At 63.5% G+C, this 15,239-nt stretch carries 13 protein-coding genes; 5 read left to right on the top strand and 8 right to left on the bottom strand.

All coding sequences use genetic code 11. The features are described 5' to 3' along the window. Window position 1: 1 nt before the first annotated feature. Genes TP2_RS13040 through lptF form a run of 3 tightly spaced genes read right to left on the bottom strand, consistent with a single transcriptional unit; the run spans window position 2 to window position 4,478 of the window. Complete coding sequence (locus TP2_RS13040) at window positions 2-2,239, bottom strand: LPS-assembly protein LptD (protein ID WP_051692605.1); 2,238 nt, start codon at window positions 2,237-2,239, stop codon at window positions 2-4. Further along, window positions 2,239-3,357, bottom strand: a complete 1,119-nt coding sequence (gene lptG / locus TP2_RS13035; protein ID WP_038078211.1) for an LPS export ABC transporter permease LptG — start codon at window positions 3,355-3,357, stop codon at window positions 2,239-2,241. The genes TP2_RS13040 and lptG overlap by 1 nt, the downstream gene beginning before the upstream one ends. Then, window positions 3,354-4,478 (bottom strand): LPS export ABC transporter permease LptF, encoded by a 1,125-nt coding sequence (gene lptF / locus TP2_RS13030; RefSeq protein WP_038078208.1) that lies wholly within the window; start codon window positions 4,476-4,478, stop codon window positions 3,354-3,356. Before lptF ends, lptG begins: the two co-directional genes overlap by 4 nt. A 184-nt stretch (window positions 4,479-4,662) precedes the next feature. On the opposite strand from lptF, the gene TP2_RS13025 reads away from it, so the two are divergent. From TP2_RS13025 to TP2_RS13015, 3 genes are read left to right on the top strand one after another with little or no spacing between them, the layout of a single operon-like run. Next, window positions 4,663-6,132 (top strand): leucyl aminopeptidase, encoded by a 1,470-nt coding sequence (locus TP2_RS13025; RefSeq protein WP_038078206.1) that lies wholly within the window; start codon window positions 4,663-4,665, stop codon window positions 6,130-6,132. Window positions 6,133-6,146: 14 nt separating this feature from the next. Then, window positions 6,147-6,602, top strand: coding sequence for a DNA polymerase III subunit chi (locus tag TP2_RS13020; RefSeq protein ID WP_038078203.1), 456 nt, complete (start codon window positions 6,147-6,149; stop codon window positions 6,600-6,602). Between the two features lie 37 nt (window positions 6,603-6,639). Continuing rightward, complete coding sequence (locus TP2_RS13015) at window positions 6,640-7,155, top strand: GNAT family N-acetyltransferase (protein ID WP_240473766.1); 516 nt, start codon at window positions 6,640-6,642, stop codon at window positions 7,153-7,155. Window positions 7,156-7,158: 3 nt separating this feature from the next. Here the strand turns inward: TP2_RS13015 and TP2_RS13010 are convergent, their stop codons facing one another. Further along, window positions 7,159-7,974: an MBL fold metallo-hydrolase gene (locus TP2_RS13010; protein ID WP_038078200.1), complete on the bottom strand. Its 816-nt coding sequence runs from the start codon at window positions 7,972-7,974 to the stop codon at window positions 7,159-7,161. Window positions 7,975-8,167: 193 nt separating this feature from the next. On the opposite strand from TP2_RS13010, the gene TP2_RS13005 reads away from it, so the two are divergent. After that, window positions 8,168-9,301, top strand: a complete 1,134-nt coding sequence (locus TP2_RS13005) for a sugar-transfer associated ATP-grasp domain-containing protein (RefSeq protein WP_038078199.1) — start codon at window positions 8,168-8,170, stop codon at window positions 9,299-9,301. A gap of 71 nt (window positions 9,302-9,372) precedes the next feature. Here TP2_RS13005 and TP2_RS13000 read toward each other — a convergent pair whose 3' ends face one another. Further along, window positions 9,373-10,947, bottom strand: coding sequence for a hypothetical protein (locus TP2_RS13000; protein ID WP_157617128.1), 1,575 nt, complete (start codon window positions 10,945-10,947; stop codon window positions 9,373-9,375). A gap of 216 nt (window positions 10,948-11,163) precedes the next feature. Between TP2_RS13000 and tgt the strand changes: the two genes are divergently transcribed. Further along, entirely contained in the window at window positions 11,164-12,291 is a 1,128-nt protein-coding gene (gene tgt / locus TP2_RS12995) for a tRNA guanosine(34) transglycosylase Tgt (protein WP_038078193.1), read from the top strand. Here the strand turns inward: tgt and TP2_RS12990 are convergent, their stop codons facing one another. The 3 genes from TP2_RS12990 to TP2_RS12980 all read right to left on the bottom strand — a co-directional run bounded on the left by TP2_RS12990 (window position 12,292) and on the right by TP2_RS12980 (window position 15,228). Next, complete coding sequence (locus TP2_RS12990; protein WP_038078190.1) at window positions 12,292-13,182, bottom strand: SRPBCC family protein; 891 nt, start codon at window positions 13,180-13,182, stop codon at window positions 12,292-12,294. 77 nt (window positions 13,183-13,259) lie between these two features. Further along, on the bottom strand, window positions 13,260-13,904 hold the full coding sequence (gene trhA / locus TP2_RS12985; RefSeq protein WP_038078188.1) for a PAQR family membrane homeostasis protein TrhA: 645 nt from the start codon (window positions 13,902-13,904) through the stop codon (window positions 13,260-13,262). Window positions 13,905-14,007: 103 nt separating this feature from the next. Then, complete coding sequence (locus TP2_RS12980) at window positions 14,008-15,228, bottom strand: multidrug effflux MFS transporter (RefSeq protein WP_038078187.1); 1,221 nt, start codon at window positions 15,226-15,228, stop codon at window positions 14,008-14,010. Window positions 15,229-15,239: the final 11 nt, after the last annotated feature.

Below are 15,239 nucleotides of genomic sequence, written 5' to 3'. Positions count from 1 at the left end.
CTCAGCGTCCGCAGGTCTGGCGCACCGGACCGCCGTCGCCCGCCCCGAAGCCAACCAACTGGACCGAGAGTCCGAATGCGGTCTCGGGGCTTACACTAGTAGAGGAAGTGAAGCGGCGCGAGAGGGAAAGATCAACCGCGAGGCATTCATTGGTGTAGCGCAGGCCGAGGTTGGCCTTGGCCGCACGCTCTGCGGTGAAGTCGTAGCGGGTGCCGAATGTACCCGACCAGCCATTGCCCCAATTCCAGCCGGTATCGAGCATCAGTTCGGACATGTCGGTGTCGCGCCCCTCGGCGGGGTTTGCCTCGAGCCAAAGATAACCCGCAGCGATATCGTACCGATCCGTTGCCCAGGCGAGGCGCAACTCGTCTCGCGACATTGTGAGCGTGTCGTCGAACAGCGCCCGGTTCGAGAGCGTCAACCCGTTCGCGGTGCTCAGATGGGTCGAGAGAAGCCAATCCGAACGAATTCCGGCGAGACCGGTGCCGGGGGTGAACTGGTCAAGATCGCGCTGGCGAAAGACACGCCCCGCCGCGATGCCCAGCGACCAACCCGAGCTGTCATAACGGGTCCAGCTCAGACCAAGATTGGCGCGCAACCCCGTCTCGCGCAGATCCTCGCCGGGAAAGCGGGTAAGCGAGAACAGGTTGCCTTCGTCGAATTCGGGCAACTGGCTGTCCTCGTTGGGCGAGGCGCTCAATCGGTTCGGCGCCCAGACGACCTGCGCGATCGGCTCGATCACGTAGGCGGCGCGCCCGCTCGTCTTCACCCAGGGCCAGCGCAGCTCGGCCGCAAGCGTCGGCTGTCCGCGCAGCACGGTTTGCGGATAAGCGGGATCGTCGTTGGTCTCGATGATATCGCCTGCAAACTGCGCCTCGATCGAGCCGAGCATCCCCGGTCCGAAAAGCCAGTTGCGCCGCCAGTCGGCGGTGAGCGAGCCGCGCAGCACATCACGCCCGTCCGGGATGCCATCGCCATCGGTATCGAGCACGCTCGAGGCCGCGCGCCGGCTGCCGAGCGTCGAAAGCCGCAGCGTGGCGATCCCGCCGAGCGCCGCCGGCTCGAACCGCTTTACCCATTCTGCGGTGCCGCTCAGCATCGGCTGCGTCGCATTGCTCTCGCCATCGCGGATCGAATGGGTGTTGCCGAAGCGCGCCCAGATCATTTCGTCGGCGCGGATCCGTTCCAGCGTGACGCCCGACCAGAGACGATCCTCGTCGGAGATGCCGTAATTGAGCAGGTAGGAGCGATCGCTCACCAGTCGCAGCTGCGCGGTCAGTTTGAAATCGCGGGGCAATTGCGCCTCGAGATCGGCAAAGAGATAGCCGCGGGTCTTGTCGGCGATGATATCGTCTTTGCTCAGTGCGCCCGACCATTCCATCTTGCCCCAATCGAAGGCCTGCCGATACCGCAGTTCGAGCGTGCGGGTGCGCGAAGCGGCCACGTAAGGCGTGATCGTCAGGTCACGGCTGGGCCCGAGCGCCAGGAAATACGGGAGCTTGAGGCCGGGGCCGAGGCCGGTGGTGGTCCGAAACTCGGGTTGAAGGAAGCCCGACATGCGCTTGACGCCCGGTTCCGGCATGCGCAGACGCGGAATATAGGCAATCGGCACGCCCATTGCGCGCAGTTGCGCATCGCGAAAGACGATCTGGCGGGTCTGTGCGTCATGGATCACGCGGCTCGCGCGGATCTCCCAAAGCGGGGTCGGGTTCGTTGCGCAGACCTGGCAGGAGGAGGCGACGACCTTGTCCATCACGGTCAGTCGCCCGTCGCGCCGTTCGATCTTCGCGGCCGCCAGCTGCAATTCGCGCGCCATCACCATTCGTGCGCTCAGCAGCAACCCGTTTTGCAGATCGGTCGACAGTTCGGCCGAGGAGGCGAGGATCACCGCGCTCGATTGTCCCGGCTGCACCAGCCGGATCGGACCGTCGAGATAGAGCTTGTCTTCCTTCTGGTCGTAGATCACCCGCGTCGCGGAAAGCCGGTTCGATTTGTAGAAAACCTCGACATTGCCCTCGGCGACCAGCTTGCCGCCGTCCTCGATGCGCACCCGATTGGCCAGCAGCGTCGCAAGCTCCTCGCTTGCGGGAATCGCGTTAGGATCCGCCACGTCCTGGGCGGCCGTTGTTTCGGTGACCTGCGCGGGGGCGGGATCAAACCCGACAAGCCCGAGCACGCAGGCCAGCGCCAAGGCACTGACACGCCCAGCCCAGGGCTCAGAGCGCAACCGCCGCCGCATCAACCATCCTCCCGGTGCAAGAGCCGCGCGAGCGGCAGCATCAATCCGATCACCGGCGGCGCCCAGGCCGCCAGCAGGATCGGAATCTGTCCGTTGTCGCCCAGAACTTGCGCGATATTGCGCAGGAAGAACAAGCCCAGACCGGCAGCCAGAGCCAAAAGAACTTTCGTCCCCGTGCCGCCGAAGCGCGCATGATCCATCGTGAAGCTTGCCGCGATCATCACCATCGCCACCAGCAGTACCGGTAGCGCCAGCTCCATCTGGAACCACATGATATGGCGGCGCGCCGAGAAACCCGCCTCTTCGAGGGAGGCGATGAAACCGGGCAATTGCCAGATCGGCACGGAGGAGGGCTTGCCGAAACTGTCACGGATACGCGCCACCGTCAGATCCGAAGGCAGCGTGAGGCTTGCGACTGCCTTGGCGTCCCGCTCGGGATTAGTCGAGGCGCCCAGCGCCCAGTCCTTCGCATCCGTCAGCACCCATTGACCGGGTTCCAGAACGGCCTTTTTCGCGTCGATCCGGCGCACGGGACCGCGCTCGGGGTCGAAAATCAGAAAGGTCACGTCGCGCAGTGTGGTCGCATCGCCATTGGCGCTTTCGGCATGGATCACGGCTTGGGCGAGCGATTTGCCATCCGAGCCCAAGCCCGCGCTCTGACGCATCCAGACGCCCTCACGCCCGATCGAGACGGTGGAATTGCCGCCCGACGTGTAGTGGTCGACGAGGCTCTCATAGCGTTTCGAGGTGGCCGAGACGAGTGGATTGCCGACGAAGAGCGCAAGAAGCCCAAGGATCAGCGCGACCCCCAAGGGGGCGGCGAGCATCCGCAAGGCCGAGCGGCCCGCCGCGCGGATCACCACCAGCTCGGAGCTGCGCGCGAGCGCGATGAACAGCGCCACCGCCGAGAGCATCACGATCAACGGCAGGATGTTGTAGACGGTGGAGGGAATGTTGAGCGCCGAGAGCACGGCAAGCTGCACCAGCGTCAGACCCTCGTCGGAAAAGCGGCGGATTTCCTCGACGATATCGATCAGGAAAAGAATTCCCCAGAAGCTGCCGGCAACGACAAGGAAGCTCTTGGCGAAGCGCCGGGCGAGGTAGAGCGCGATGGTCATGCCGCGCCCTCCCGTAGCGTCCGGACGCGCCGGGGTCGCCCTGACCACCAGAGCATGAAGAGCGCGATCACCGCGCCACCCACCGCGGGCACGTAAAGCAAGGGCCAGAGCGTCGGGTCACGGTTGGCCGCGCTTTCGGCCGCGTTTTGCAAGACCTGCACGAAGATCAGTCCGCCGATCGCGAGCGTCATCTGACGCCACATCCCGAACCGTGAAAACGTTCCCATCATCAGCGCGGCAAACCCGATCAGCGCTGCAATCGGTGCGAGCAGCGGCTGAGCGATGCGCCGCGCCAGTTCGAGCCTGACGCGTGGTTCCACGCCTTCGCCAAGCGCCGCAATGGCCGCGCCACCCTTGATCAGCTCGGGCGTCATCATCTCTTCTAGGCTCGGCTTGCGGGCCTTGCCACCGCTCAGGAAACTGCCGATGTCATAGGTGAAATTGGAAAACCGCGTCACGTCGAGTCGACCCGTGTCGGGGCGCAGCGTTTCGGCCATACCCTCGAACATGATCAGCTTCGGTCCGGTTTCGGTCTTCACGATCAGGGCTTTTTCCGAGGTGTAGATCGTATGCGCCTTCGGGTTGCGGCGATCCGAGAGGAACACATCGTAAAGCTCACCCAGATCCGAGATGCGCCGGATATAGATCGTGATGCCGCTCGCCGGATGCTGGAAGGTGCCCTCGGTAAGGAATTTCGCCGTCATGTTCTGCGACACCTGCTGCTGGCGATCGGCCAGCCGGGCCTTGGCCGCGGGCACGAGGAAATTCACCAGAACCGCCATCATCAGCGACACGATCAGCCCGAAGACCAGCACCGGCCGCCCCAGCCGCCAGTTCGAGGTTCCGGTTGCGCGCATCACGACAAGCTCACTGTCCTGATCGAGCCGGTTGACCGCGTAGATCGTGGCCGCGAAGGCCGCGACCGGCAGCACGATGCGGATCACGTAAGGCAAGGTGAGGGCGGTGAATTCCAGAACGACCGCTGCCGTCTGCCCATCCGAGATCAGGCTGTCGAACATCAACACAGCCCGGTTCACCCAATAGACCGACACCAGCACGAGCGCGAAGAACCCGAACAGAGCCATCAGCTTTGACAAGACATATCTGTCCAGCCGCGTCACTTGTCTTCCCATCCCCCCGGAGGTTTCCCCTCTCTCTAGCCTGTCGGATCGGGTGAGGGAAGACCACGTTCGGAGCGCTTTTCATTTTCCGGGCGCCCCGTTAGGCTCGCGCGCAATTTGATGCCAATCGCGGGCGCCTCCAGAGTGCAAAACGCACCGGTTCGGCCCGCCAAGGGAGAGCTCCATGACCCAACCTGTCGCCATCGCCTTCAAGGAAACCGATCCCGAAGTGTTCGCCACCCAAACCGGGCGGATCGCTCTGATCGTGGGCGGGGATGGCAAGCTCGGTCCGGCGGGGCGCAAGCTCGACCGGGCGATGAAGGGCGCTTTGAGCCGCGCGGTCGGCTCGGAGGCGTTCAACGGGCTGGGGCAGGGGGATGCGATGGAGCTGAGCTGGCCTGCCGGGATCGAAGCGCAGGCGGTGCAGGTGGTGCGACTCGATCGCAAATCCACCGCCGATGAGGCGCGCAAGGCAGGTGCTGCGATCGGCGCAAAGCTGGGCTCGGAAGGCGCACTCGTCGTCGCGCAGGGGCATCCGCGCGCGGCGGATCTCTCTCTTGGTCTTGCACTGCGCGCGTACCGGTTCGACTACCATACCGGCGAAGACAAGAAGGGTTACGGCCCGGTTACGATCATGGTCGCCAAACCCGAGGAGGTCGCCGCGGCGGCCGCTCCGCACGCAGCACTGGCCGAGGGCGTATTCTTCACCCGCGACCTGGTGAACGAGCCCACCAACATTCTGACCACGGACGATTTCGCCGCGCGCCTCGCGGCGATGCACGAATTGGGCCTCGACGTGGAAATCCTCGAAGAAGAGGACATGAAGAAGCTCGGAATGGGCGCGCTGCTGGGCGTCGGTCAGGGCTCGGAGATGCCGTCGAAACTCGTCGTCATGCAATGGAACGGCGGCGCGAAGGACGAGGCGCCGTTCGCGCTGGTCGGCAAGGGCGTCGTCTTCGATACCGGGGGGATTTCGCTCAAGCCCGGTGCGGGCATGGAAGAGATGACGATGGATATGGGCGGCGCGGGCGTTGTGGCGGGCGTGATGCGCACGCTGGCACTGCGCAAGGCCAAGGCGAATGTCGTGGGGCTGGTGGGGCTCGTCGAGAATATGCCCGACGGCAAGGCTCAGCGCCCCGGCGATATCGTGACCTCGATGAAGGGCGATACGATCGAGGTAATCAATACCGATGCCGAAGGCCGCCTCGTGCTGGCCGATGTGCTATGGTATGCGCAGGACCGGTTCCAGCCCAAGGCGATGGTGAACCTCGCCACGCTGACCGGCGCGATCATCGTCGCACTCGGACATGAGAATGCGGGACTTTTTGCCAATGACGACAAACTCGTAGCGGACATTCTTGATGCGGCGAAGGTCGAGGGCGAGGGCGCCTGGCACATGCCGCTCCAGCCCGCCTACGACAAGCTGATCAAGTCGCGGCTGGCGGATATGAAGAATGTCGGCGGTCGTTGGGGCGGCTCGATCACCGCCGCGGCCTTCCTCAAGCGCTTCGTGAAACCCGAGGTGCCGTGGTGCCATATCGATATCGCGGGCGTGGCGCTGCCGCCTTCGGAGACCACGCTCGCGCCGAAAGGCCCGACCGGCTGGGGCGTGCGTACGCTCGACCGGCTGATCCGTGACAAGTTCGAAGCCTGAGACGGGGGCCCGAGATGGGGCAAGTCAATTTCTACCATCTGACCCGGTCGAGCCTCGAGGAAGTGGTTATGAACCTCTCGTCGCGCGCGCTTGAGCAGGGCTGGAAGGTGGAGTTGCGTGGCAACAGCCCCGACCGGCTCGACTGGCTCGACCAGAAGCTCTGGCTGATGGGCGATGAAAGCTTTCTGCCGCATGGGCTCGCAGGCGGGCCGCATGACGCGCTGCAGCCGATCCTGCTCAGCACCAGGCCCGCTGGCGATGGACGCCAAGCGATGATGGCCGTGGACGGGGCCGAGGTGGCCGCAGAGGAAACCGACGCGCATGAACGGGTCTGGATCCTCTTCGACGGTAATGATCCCGGCGCTGTGAACCACGCGCGCGGCCAGTGGAAAGCACTGACCGGAGCCGGGGCGAAGGCGATCTACTGGTCCGAGGAAGGTGGCCGCTGGGAAAAGAAGGCGGAGAGTTGAGCGATTGGGGCAAGTGATTTTCCAAACGGGCAGGGGTGTGGACGACAACGCCTTCGTGACCCTGTTCGAGCAGGTTTTTACAGCCTCGGAAGGTACTGAGGAGGGTCGGCTTCTCGGCGATCTCGTGCGCGCGATCCTAGACACGACCTCGCAGGACGATCTCCATGTATTCTGTGCGCTCGATGGGCGTGAACTCGTCGGTGCGGTCTGTTTCTCCCGGCTTCTTTATTCGGAAGACCTGCGCACCGTGTTTTTGCTATCTCCGATGGCGGTGCATGCGGATCGACAAGGCGAAGGGATCGGGCAGGCGCTCATCCACCATGCGCTCGAAGCGTTGCGATCCGCAGGCGTCGATGTCGTCCTGACCTATGGCGATCCGGCTTTTTACAGGCGGGTCGGATTTTCACCAATCACCGAGGCAATCGCCGCAGCGCCCTATGATTTGTCGATGCCGCAGGGCTGGCTTGGGCAATCGCTGAGCTCAGCCGCGCTGGAGCCGCTCAAGGGCGAAGCGCATTGCGTGGCGGCCTTTGCGCGTCCGGAAATCTGGTAGCTCTCAGCGCAGCCGTTCCGGTTCCAGCACCACCACCGTCGGCTGACGCGGCAGTGTCTTCAACGACACGACGAGATCGCTCGACAAGGGGCGCTCGATCTCGAACGTGCCGCGCATCCCGTCGAGGAAGCTTTGCAAGGTCGGCTCACCGAACCAGTGGACCGGGATCACGACGCGTGAGCGCAGCCGGTCGAGGATACGGATCATCGTCGGCTGATCGACCGTCATCGACCCGTCCACAGCGGCCATCACAACATCGAGCCGCCCGAGTGCCGCGTATTGCGCGGCATTCGGTTCGTGATGGAGGTGCCCGAGATGGCCAATACAAAGCCCCGCGACCTCGAAAACGAAGATCGAATTGCCGTTCTCTTCGACCCCGCCAAAGCTGCGGATCGCGGTCGGCACATTGCGGATCAGCAGCTCGCCAAGATCGAGGTAATGCTCGGCGGCGATGCCGAATTGGTCCGACCAACCCTTCAACGCCACCGTCCCTTCGGGAACATCCTCGCTCATATGGCTCGAATGGGCGTGGTTCATCGTGACGTAATCGGGCGCAAAGCGCGATCCGCCGACCCAGCCATTGTAATCGGTGATCACGGAGATCCCGCCCTCGGTCTGAAGCAGCACCATCGAGTGGTCGATGTAATGCAGTCGCACCGATTGCTCGGGGACGGGATCCGTCCAACTGGCCTTGTGCAGGTATTCGATCCCAGGGGCGGATTGCGCGATCGCGATGCAATGACTGATGCGCGGGCTTTGCGCGAGCGTTGGCAGCGGCGCGAACAGGGCGAGCGTCAGGGCGAGGAAAGCACGGAACATGACGGGTCTCCTTTGACCCAGCGTAATCGCAAAAACCGATTCCGGTCCATCGGGCACATGACAAACCGGTCACGCCTGCGCGAATTGAGACGGTCAAACGGCAAAATGACACCGGCGCGCCCAATTTCTGCCGTGTTTCGCATTAGGATCAAATCAACTGAAAACCCAGCTGATTGTTTCTATCGGAGCCGACATGTCCCTCGCTACCCTCGATGAAACCAACTACACGGCCGCGCGCGACAGTTCCACTCAGGATCTTCTCGTTTATGCGGCGAAGAAGTCCGGCCGCTCCGTTCTTCAGGTCCTGCGCGATTACCGCCAGATGGCGAAATCGGAAACGCGGATCAACCTCGTGGAATACGTGCGCTTCGGTCTCTACGATCAGGCGCGGTTTCAGGCGCAAGAGCGGGCCGCGTTTTTGTCCAACGACCTTCACTGGCCGATCGCCAACAAGGTGAACAATCGCGGGTGGTACAGCGCGGCCGAGGACAAATCGGTCGCGACCACGCTCCTGAGCGCGGCTGGCGTGCCGGTGCCTGAGATCGTAGCGGTGCTCGACAGCTCGCAACGGATCTATCCCGGCGACGGGGAACGGATCACCTCGGCTGACGAACTCCGCGCTTTCCTGCTTGCCCGTCCGGGCCAGCAGTTCTTCGGAAAAATCAACGACGGCATGGTGAGCTTCGGCGCGTTCCGCATCGAGAGGGCCGACGCGGAAATGATCTCCTGCTCCGGCCATGACCCGATGAGCTACGAGGATTTCGCGGCGCAAACGCTGGCGCAGAATGCTTATATCCTTCAGCCGGTGATCGAGAACCACAGCGCGCTGAAACCCTTCGCCTCGGCGCTGGCGACGATCCGCATGGTGAACCTGATCACCGATGACGGGCTGCGCGTGCCGATGGCCGCGATCAAGCTGCCGCAGGGCGACAATATCGCGGATGCGTTCTGGCGTCCGGGCAACCTCGCCTGCGCGATCGACGTCGAGACCGGCCGGATCCGCACGGTCGCGCGGCGCGGGATCGAGGTGGAGTTCCTCGAAGATCACCCCGATCAGGCCGGGCTCATGGGGATGATTCTGCCGTTCTGGTCGGAGGTGCTCGAGATCAACGAACGCGCGGCGCGCAGCTTTGCTCCGATCCGCTACCAGTCGACCGATATCGCGATCACCGAGACCGGGCCGGTCGTGGTGGAAATCAATGCCGGTGGCGGCTTCGATCTGCCGCAATATTCAAACGGGAAGGGCATGCTCACCCCCGAGGTCCGCGCCTTCTTCGAAAGCTGCGGCGTCGAGTTCAAGCCGAAGAAATCGCTCCTGCCGTTCTGAGTAGCGAACTCTGAAATCGCGATCCGAAATGACGCGCCCCGGCGGCCTGACTGGCTCCGGGGCGCGTTGTCTCATTCGGCGGCATCCTCGCTGATCGCGGTCTTTGGGGCCCACTTGCCCGCCTTGATCAAATCGCGCACGCCGCCGCGATAGGGCTGGTTCGCAAGCCGCGGATCTGCCGCTTCGAGGAACATCTCGTTGAGGGTTCCGGCGAAACGAACCTCGACCGGGAAGCGCAGCGAGGTCTCGATCAGTTTCCGGTCGGAGAAGGGGCAGATGTAGAAATTGCGCTCATAGCCGTAATATTTCGCGCTCGATACATGCAGGAACAGCTCAAGGAAGATGAAGTCATAGACCAAAGCCTGTGCGTTCTCGGGCAGCGTCAGTTTCCAGCGGATATATTCTTCGGCCCATTTTGCGATGACCGCCTTGGAGGGCGACCCCGTCAGGAAGAGCGAGCCGATCTCCTGTTCAAGATTGAGGCTCACCATTTCGCCACGGTTGGCGAAGCTGCCCCACCAGACCCCGCGCATCACATCCATCACATTGCCGCGCAGATGCAGGTGGCCGGGCGGGGTGAGATCGGTCAGACCCCGGCTGTGCTCGTTCGGGGGCGGTGCAACCGAGGAGGTTCGCATCCAGAAGAGCCGCTTGGCCTGCCGTTTCTCGAAGGGGCGCTTGGCAGCGTGTTCGACGGCATCGAGCTCGGTATAGCGCCGGAAGGGTTTGCCAAGCAGTTCGGTGACGACATATTCGCCCGCCGTCGCATCGAGATCGGCATAGCGGGTGTGCTGGAAGGCGAAGAGCTCACCGATCTGGTCGAGCTTGTCCGTGACGCAGGCGACGAGCTTGCGTGAATCCGTCCCGCCGGAGATCGGCATGATCGAGGGGTGATTGTCCACGAGCGCATGCAAGATCGCACGAAGCCGCTCGACCATCTCACCCACGAGCGGTTCATGGTCTTCCGGCGCGCAGGGCGGAAAACTGTCGGGCAAGGGCCAGATCCGCTCGGGTGTGAAACTGTCGAGGTTCAGCCGGTGGTTCGGCATGCAGAACTTCACCTGCGCGTCACGGCTATGCCCGAGCAGATAGGCGATTTCCGTATCGCCCCGCGCGCGCCCGTTGCCGATCGCGGTGGTGTCGAATAGCTGGTTCTCGATGATCGGCCGGGTCAGCGCGAGCATCACCGAGGAAGCCGCGCGCCGGGTCTGCGGATCATAGACCGTACTCAGATGAGCCACCGGATCGAACAGCATCTCATGGGCGCGCGGGCAGTCGATGACGACGGCATAGCGCCCCGCAGTATAGGCGATATAGGCCTCGAGATCGGTGACGAAGCTCTTCGCGTCGAGATTAAACCGCGCGAAACTCTCTTCGGTGATCAGGGTGCCATCGGGGTCCACACCGATGCCCATGAACACGCCAAAGATCCGCCCCTTCTTGTCGCGCATTTCGACCCGCGGCATCTCGCGGCCGAGCTGGAGCGTGAAACGATCAAGCGCGATCGTTTCGAGGCCGGGCACCGGGTCGGTCGGGTTTTCACTCAGAAGGAACTGCGTGCTGAGCGCATCTGCCGGGTCGAACCCCTGCTGGGCACAGATTTCATGCGCCTGGGTCGGCGTGTCGGGAGGGGAGGTGTCTGCCATCATCTGCTCGTGAGAAGGCGTCGGGAAAAGCGAATATCCGGAATGGAAATCAACGGGAGGACCAACGCGCAGGTCAATTGTTATGACGGCATTGTCGGAACGCTCCTCTGAACTGTCAATTGACTTCGCGCTGTGGAATGCCGCAATCCGCGCCGGTGCTTTTCTTTCGCATCACTTCGGTCTAAACCCGCGCCCTGACCGCTCAGGAGCGCCCGGATGACGAAATTCAGTTTCACCCTCAAAGCGACCGATGGCCGAGCCCGTACGGGCACGATCTCGACACCGCGCGGCGAGATCCAGACGCCCGCTTTCATGCCCGTGGGCACAGCTGCGACCGTGAAGGCGATGATGCCCGAGAGCGTGGCCGCGACCGGGGCCGATATCCTGCTGGGCAACACCTATCACCTGATGCTGCGACCGGGCGCCGAGCGGGTGGCGCGTCTGGGCGGGCTGCACAAGTTCATGAACTGGAACAAACCGATCCTGACGGATTCGGGTGGGTTCCAGGTGATGAGCCTTTCGAGCCTGCGCAAGCTGACCGAAGAGGGCGTGACCTTCGCAAGCCATGTCGATGGCTCCAAGCACATGCTCAGCCCCGAACGCTCGATGGAGATCCAGAAGCTTCTGGGCTCCGACATCGTGATGTGTTTCGACGAATGCCCCGCGCTGCCGGCGACCGAAGACGAGGTCGCCAAGTCGATGCGGCTTTCGATGCGGTGGGCGCAGCGGAGCCGCGATGCGTTCGGTGATCGTCCGGGCCATGCGCTTTTCGGCATTCAGCAGGGTGGCGTGACGCGTGAGCTGCGCGAGGAAAGCGCCGAGAAACTCAAGGAAATCGGGTTTGACGGCTACGCGGTCGGCGGTCTCGCCGTGGGCGAGGGGCAGGAGGCGATGTTCGGCGTGCTCGATTACGCCCCCGAAATGCTTCCCACCGACAAGCCGCGTTACCTGATGGGCGTCGGCAAGCCCGACGACATCGTCGGCGCGGTCGAGCGCGGTATCGACATGATGGATTGCGTGTTGCCCTCGCGCTCCGGGCGGACCGGGCAGGCCTGGACGCGTCGCGGTCAGGTCAACATCAAGAACGCGCGCCATGCCGATGACCCGCGGCCTCTGGACGAGGCTTGCACCTGCCCCGCCTGCCAGAACTATTCGCGCGCCTATCTGCACCATGTCTTCCGCGCGGGCGAGATGATCTCGGGCATGCTGCTGACTTGGCACAACCTGCATTACTATCAGGAACTGATGGCAGGTCTGCGCGCGGCGATCACCGAGGGTGAGCTTGCGCGTTTCGTGGCGGAGTTCCACGAAACCCGCGCGATGGGCGATATCGAACCGCTCTGATCAGGCCGGAAAGGGCGTGGCTTTCGTGCCCACTCGCTTGCCTTTGCGGATCTGACGGCCGAGCATCGAGAAGTCGCGTTTTCCGTCGAGGCGCGCTTTGAGACACATCGCAAGGTCGCGGTGGATCGAATAGAAGCTCAGGTGCTTCCACGTTCCAAGCGTGATCCCCTCGTAGCGGATCGTCAGAGTGACTTTGCTGCCGTGGCCCTCGGGCGTGATCTCGTAATCTATGATCTCGCGCATCGTCTTGTCTTGATTGTGCAGCGTATCCTCGACGACGCGCGCGCGGTGGGGGGCTTCGAGCAGCGGGCGGTGCACCAGCGCGGTTGTGTCGGAATAGCCCTGACGGCGGGGGCTTGCGAGGATGAACTCGGCGTCGCTGCCTTCGGGCGGCGGCAGGATGAGCGAGCCGGGCTGGTAGTAACGCCCGATCGTGGCCGGGTCCGGTACGATCCGCGCCCAGACCTCTTCAGGTGGGTGCGAGGTGTGAAACTGCACCCGGCGCGGGCCAAGGCTCACCGTGGGCAAAAGATGGGCCAGCCGCCCATTCAGCAAGTGCTCCAGCGCCATGAACACGACGAGGAATATCAGGGCATTTGCGAAGCCCGATACTCCGAGGCCTTGCGCGAGTTTCAGCAGCGGTGCGCTGAGGATCATGGTGGCGGGCGTCAGCTCGATCAGTGCGAGCAGAGACGGCAGGAACAGGGTGAAGATCACAAGGGGCACGCCGACGAAGATCGCGCAGGCAAGCACGAGACTGACCCACCCCAATGGCGTCGAGAGCAAGGTTTGAGCCTCGGGAATCCGTGTGACATTGATGAGCATCGCGCCCAACAGAAGCACCGTTCCTGCGACGAAGCGGGGCCATTGATTCATCAACCGGCGCAGCATGGCGGCTCCTCTCGGGCAACATCCTCTTACCTAAGGTCAATACCGCGAGATTCGGGCCGAAAAACGACCGGGACCGTTCAGTTGTGCGAAATCAAGATGACGGCGGCATAATGGGTGGCGGCGGCCGCCAGCACATGCGTATGCCAGATTGCGCGCGAGAAGGGGATGCGCTCGACATGGTAGAAGATCACGCCCACCGTGTAGGTCAGCCCGCCCACGACCAGAAGGATCAGCGCCGGAAGCGGCAGGGCCGAGACCAGCGGCCAGACCGCGATCATCCCAAGCCAGCCCATCGCGAGATAGAGCCAGAACCCCGCGCGCTCGGAGCGGTGGAAGAAGCCGAGCTTCATCACGATCCCGACCGTCGCGAGCCCCCAAACCGTCGCGGTCAGCACCCAGCCCGCAACGCCGCCGAGCCCGATCAGAGCCATCGGCGTATAGGTGCCCGCGATCAGCAGATAGATAGCGGCGTGATCGAACCGCCGGAGCACGGCCCGGGTCGGGGCATGCAACGTGAGGTTATAGGCCGCCGAGAGCGAGAAGGACGCGACGAGCCCCACCGAATAGATCGCAAGCGGCCAGATCCGCCCCGCAGGCGCCGCGAGCGACGCCCAGACGATCAGCGCGCTTACACCCGCCACGGCGAACGCAACGCCGAGCACATGGACGATGCCGTCGGCAAAATGCTCGCGAAAACTGTGGCTCAGGTGGTGGCGCGTCATGCTTGGATCTCCGGTCTCCCTTCATCCAAGATAACAACGATCGGTGGATCTCCCAAGTCTGCGGCGGATTTGACGCAGGGTCAGAGACCGCAGCAGGGCCTTCTTAGCTGTCGCGGCTGGTGTTCCGCATCAGCCACCACGCCAGCGCCGAGCACAGGAAGGTCGCGACCACGATCGGCAATGCCGTGCCGTTGAAGGCCAGACCCACGGGGGCAGCGATCAGAACCGCGCCGACTGTCGCGATCGCGGTCACGATCGAGGCCGCCATACCTGCGATATGGCCCATATGCTCGAGCGCCAGCGCATTGAGATTGCCGAAGGTCACGCCCGCCATCCAGAACACGCTCACGGTATAGAGAAAGATCAGCGGAAAACCCGCCCCGCCATCAGTCATCCCGGTCACCACCAAGACCAGCATCACGCCCGAGACGATGATCTGCATGATGTAGCTGCCCTTGACGATCTTGCGCATGCCCAGATGCATCACGAACCGCGCATTGAAGATCGACCCGGTCCCGGCCATCAGCGCGCCGACCGCGAACCAGATCGGAAACGTGTCGGTCACGCCATGGACCGCGTAGAACTGCTGCGCCGAGGACAGGAGCGCGAACATCTGCCCGAAACCAAGTGTCATCGTGATGATGTAGAGCCGCACATCCGCGTGCGAGAGAACTTCCCGCGCGGCCGCGCTCAGCTTGCTCACGCTCAGCGGGCGACGATGTTCAGGCGCAAGCGTTTCGGGCTGACGGATATTGAGCCAGCTCACCCCGATCAGGCCAAAAACCATGAAGGCCCAGAACACGCCGCGCCAGCCGGCAAAGCTGATGACGACAGCGCCGATCGACGGGGCGACCGCCGGCACGAGGATGAAGATCATCATGATGAAGGAGGTCACGCGCGCCATCTCGCGACCTGCGAACAGATCACGCACCAGCGCCATCACGGTGATGCGCGGCCCCGCCGCCCCGATCCCTTGCAGGAGGCGCGCGGCCAGAAGCGCCTCGAGGCTCTGTGCATGGGCCGCGACGAAGGCGCCCACAAGGTAGATCGCGATCCCGCCGGTGATCGTCTTCTTGCGACCGATCGCATCCGAGATCGGGCCTGCGAAAAGCGTGCCCACGCCCATACCCAGCACGAAAGCGGTCAGCACCAGCTGCGCTCGGTTGATCGCGTCAGGGCTCAACTCGGCCGCGATCTGCGGCAGCGCGGGCAGCATCGCGTCGATCGAAAAGGCGACCGTCGCGGTGAGCGAGGCCAGCATCACCGTGAGTTCAGGCAGCGAAAGGGGCGTGCGCGCACGCGGCGCGGCGGACATCTGGGCCATGACGGGGGGCT

Origin of the sequence: Thioclava pacifica DSM 10166, from assembly GCF_000714535.1 — a bacterium.
GTDB classification, from domain to species: domain Bacteria; phylum Pseudomonadota; class Alphaproteobacteria; order Rhodobacterales; family Rhodobacteraceae; genus Thioclava; species Thioclava pacifica.
Note: the sequence above shows the minus strand (reverse complement) of the source record. Positions and strands in the feature narration are given on the sequence as shown.

Bases quoted from the DNA above. Each gene is read 5' to 3' on its own strand.
- TP2_RS13005 (WP_038078199.1), top strand. From the start codon at position 8,168: ATGTCCCTCGCTACCCTCGATGAAACCAACTACACGGCCGCGCGCGAC.
- TP2_RS13020 (WP_038078203.1), top strand. From the start codon at position 6,147: ATGGGGCAAGTCAATTTCTACCATCTGACCCGGTCGAGCCTCGAGGAA.
- TP2_RS13040 (WP_051692605.1), bottom strand. From the start codon at position 2,239: ATGCGGCGGCGGTTGCGCTCTGAGCCCTGGGCTGGGCGTGTCAGTGCC.
- tgt (WP_038078193.1), top strand. From the start codon at position 11,164: ATGACGAAATTCAGTTTCACCCTCAAAGCGACCGATGGCCGAGCCCGT.
- TP2_RS13025 (WP_038078206.1), top strand. From the start codon at position 4,663: ATGACCCAACCTGTCGCCATCGCCTTCAAGGAAACCGATCCCGAAGTG.
- TP2_RS13010 (WP_038078200.1), bottom strand. From the start codon at position 7,974: ATGTTCCGTGCTTTCCTCGCCCTGACGCTCGCCCTGTTCGCGCCGCTG.
- TP2_RS12980 (WP_038078187.1), bottom strand. From the start codon at position 15,228: ATGGCCCAGATGTCCGCCGCGCCGCGTGCGCGCACGCCCCTTTCGCTG.
- TP2_RS12990 (WP_038078190.1), bottom strand. From the start codon at position 13,182: ATGCTGCGCCGGTTGATGAATCAATGGCCCCGCTTCGTCGCAGGAACG.
- lptG (WP_038078211.1), bottom strand. From the start codon at position 3,357: ATGACCATCGCGCTCTACCTCGCCCGGCGCTTCGCCAAGAGCTTCCTT.
- TP2_RS13000 (WP_157617128.1), bottom strand. From the start codon at position 10,947: ATGGCAGACACCTCCCCTCCCGACACGCCGACCCAGGCGCATGAAATC.
- trhA (WP_038078188.1), bottom strand. From the start codon at position 13,904: ATGACGCGCCACCACCTGAGCCACAGTTTTCGCGAGCATTTTGCCGAC.